At 48.3% G+C, this 3,211-nt stretch carries 1 protein-coding gene and 2 pseudogenes; 1 reads left to right on the top strand and 2 read right to left on the bottom strand.

Annotation, left to right across the window (positions count from 1 at the left end; genetic code table 11):
* Positions 1-123 precede the first annotated feature (123 nt).
* Entirely contained in the window at positions 124-1,272 is a 1,149-nt protein-coding gene (locus ACP45E_RS02940) for an outer membrane beta-barrel protein (protein WP_017037412.1), read from the bottom strand.
* Between the two features lie 705 nt (positions 1,273-1,977).
* On the opposite strand from ACP45E_RS02940, the pseudogene ACP45E_RS02945 reads away from it, so the two are divergent.
* Positions 1,978-2,493, top strand: a pseudogene (locus ACP45E_RS02945) (catalase-peroxidase); the annotation flags it as partial.
* Positions 2,494-2,692: 199 nt separating this feature from the next.
* Here ACP45E_RS02945 and ACP45E_RS02950 read toward each other — a convergent pair.
* A pseudogene (locus ACP45E_RS02950) lies at positions 2,693-3,211 on the bottom strand (hypothetical protein); the annotation flags it as partial.

The following is a 3,211-nucleotide window of genomic DNA, read 5'->3' on the forward strand; positions in this document are numbered from 1 at the left end:
CTTTTGTGAAGGCAGACCTTCATCGCCTTCTTCACCACAGGCGCTCAGTAGCAGCGCCGCCATTAACGGCGCCACCATTTTCATTCGTTGTTTATTGGTTATTGTCATCATTATAGTGTTCCTTTATTGTTCTTTCTGTTCAATGATTGTGCTTTGTGTCGTCACTTCTGGTGACACGATTTCGACTCGGCGGTTGTGGGCTCGACCACTCGCGGTGTCATTCGATGCGATCGGGTTGAGCTCCCCGACACCTTTCACCGTCATGCGCTGACGAGATACCCCTTGAGACGCTAGGTAATCCGCCACTTTTTGTGCACGGACTTCCGAGAGCGACAGGTTGTAATTGGCGTCGCCCAGGCTGTCGGTGTGACCAATGATCTGCACCGTTGTTTCTGGGTAGCGTTGCAAGCGTTCAAGTACATGCAGCAGTTGTACTTTCAGCTCGGCGGACATCTCGGTACTGTTGCTTTCAAACAGCGCTTCATTGCTTGACCCACTCAGCACTTGCGTGAACGTTTCAATAACCTGGGGGGCCACGGCGACGGCTGCTATGTTTTCTTGCATCATGTCTTCTTGCATCATGTCTTTGGCCTTTTCTTCCCTATCCGTCATTGGCTCGCTCGCTCGGGCTTCAACAGGCGATGGCGACGTTGAATGGTTCGACGCGCCTCCAAAACGGTAATCCAGCCCCAAGCTAACAACATGCACATCAGATGAGCCGGTTGAATCATCCCCCACGCTTTCGATGTATTGGTATTCCAAGCGGGTGCTCAAACTGGGTGACAAACGGTACTCCAACCCGGTGCCCAGCATGAGTGATGCTCCAGAGCCGCTCTCATTGATTGACCCTTTTATCGGCTCGTTAGCGTCGTTGTCTACCTGCCACAGCATTGTTCCGCCTTTACCAAATAGAGCCAGTCGCTCTGTTAGGGCGTAATCCGCTTTTAGGCCCAATTCGAACCCCTGCACGGTGCTTTCATAATCAACCTGGCTGTTAGGTTGGTCTATCGCTGGGTAGGTTGCGGTTGGCCCACCTAGGTAGTCATAACCGCCTTCTAACGCCAGCCATTTGTTGATCTGATAACCGCCATACAAACCCAGGGCTTCAGTGGCATCTTCACAATCGACACTGTTGCCGTCGCATGGCTCACCAAAAATAGAGCCTCCTGCTTTACCGCCCAGGTAAAACTCGCCCTCTTCATGAATGCCGCCTGCCGAGGCGCCTGTAGAAAGCAATAAGCTGATGACGATGGCTATTTTTTGTATTTTCATTTTCTAAGACTCCTAGTCATTAACTATGATGTTCCGTTTGTTATTCCGTTTAATTAATGGTTACTTTTTCAATGGTTACTTTTTTATAGATGGCCAAGTTAATAGATGACCAAGGGAGCGCACCAAGGTCGTTCATGTTTTGACGTTCACTTGACCTTTCAGCAGTGAGACCTGACTTCAAGAGGGGCCGTTTTCTTCGTGTAGAAACGAGACCTACTAGACCTAGTAGCTAGACCTGGAAGCTAGATCTTTACGTCACGCCTTGAAATCACGCCCGCTCTCACTGAGTTGGAGCGATTCTTACAGCCGAGGCACAGCGAGACAATGAAACGGCTCGTTTCATGATTAGAAAGGGAACTTTGGGATGAATTTGTCTCTAATGGAGCGAAGAAAATGGATGAGAAATATCGCAAAATAATTAATAAAAACTTTATAAAACAATTAATTAAACCAGACGACAGGTAGTAACAAAAACATCAACGACCTAATTTACAAAAAACATCAGTAGCGATATTTCAACAAACTAACCGTCGATTAAGTGCCTGTCTTTTTATGAATCATAGTGATTACGTTATAAGCAGAAAAATTGGGGTACAGTTCCGAATATGCAGTCTGATGACCACGCACATCGATAACACATATCTTATTGATAACTCATAACACGTTGATAATCCATAACCTGTCATATCCAGGAGAAAGTGCTCCATGAATACTTCAGAAAAATTAACCCGTTCTACCTACCCCATTCTTATCCCTTTAACTGCTTTGGCCATTTTGATCACTTTGGTCGCGGTGGTTTTTTGGGCCACGGTACTGTTTGCCGCTCCAGTGGCGGCACCTAAGGGCGATATTGCTAAAAATAAATTGGGGTCTGCAGACGCCTCGTATAGCAATAATGAGGGAAAGTCAGCAACACACTCACAGGCTAAGCACGCCAAGTCCAATCAATTTTGGTGGCCAGATCAGCTTGATCTGTCACCACTTCGTGACCATGATTCGCGTTCCAACCCGTTAGGAGAAGATTTCAATTATAAGCAAGCCTTTAGCGACATTGATTTGGTGGCTTTGAAAAAGGATATCAATACAACGCTGACCGATTCTCAGCAATGGTGGCCAGCAGACTGGGGGAACTATGGTCCGTTTTTAATTCGTATGGCTTGGCTACCTAGTGAACGAAAAAGGGCTCTGCGGCGTGGCGCCGAGAGCCCTGTCAAATTTCGCTGCAAAATGCCGCCTGTGTTACGCACTGGCCCGACAGCAAGGCAAGAGTCACGCTCAAGCCTGCGAGCGGGTGGCGGCCTATTGCACGCGTTGGCGCCGATGGGGATTAGCGGGTCTTACCAACATTACCATGAAGACAAAAGGCTACACCTGACCCCTACTAAGTACAGTACACGAGGCGTAAACTATACGATATCGCTTAATCGTATGCGCACACCAACGCGACCAAATGATCGTCCTGCAACGTTGCCAATCTAGCTTGGGTAGCGTTCGAATGGTGCCCGAATACGGCCGGACGATCGCCATCTACTGAGGACTCGGGAGCCCTACGCCCTCCGATATACCAATTGACGTTACCGTACGACTGACCATTCAAAATGTATCCTACTCCGAGCTTGTATTCTTCATCCTTTACATTTTCCGGCTCTCCCATCCAGGCCGCTAGCTCTTCTATGCCCACTCCGTTCAACATTTCTCCGCCCGAACCATCGCAATACTCAAACGCCATAGCATGGTCGAAATACGCGATCCCATTAGACGCAGGTGGCTCTGTATAATCATATCCGAGGCTCTCCGCCATCGAAACTGTCACCAAAGGTCCGATGGACAACGTGTCGCTTATCTTCGTAATCTCAAATTGAACACCTGTAAGATCAACAGTCAACCTCCCTACTCCCCCTTCAAGGCTACCTGCCCCTGTCCAACTGATCGATATGCT

This window comes from Vibrio genomosp. F10 str. 9ZD137 (genome assembly GCF_049974785.1).
In the GTDB taxonomy this organism is placed as follows: Bacteria; Pseudomonadota; Gammaproteobacteria; order Enterobacterales; family Vibrionaceae; genus Vibrio.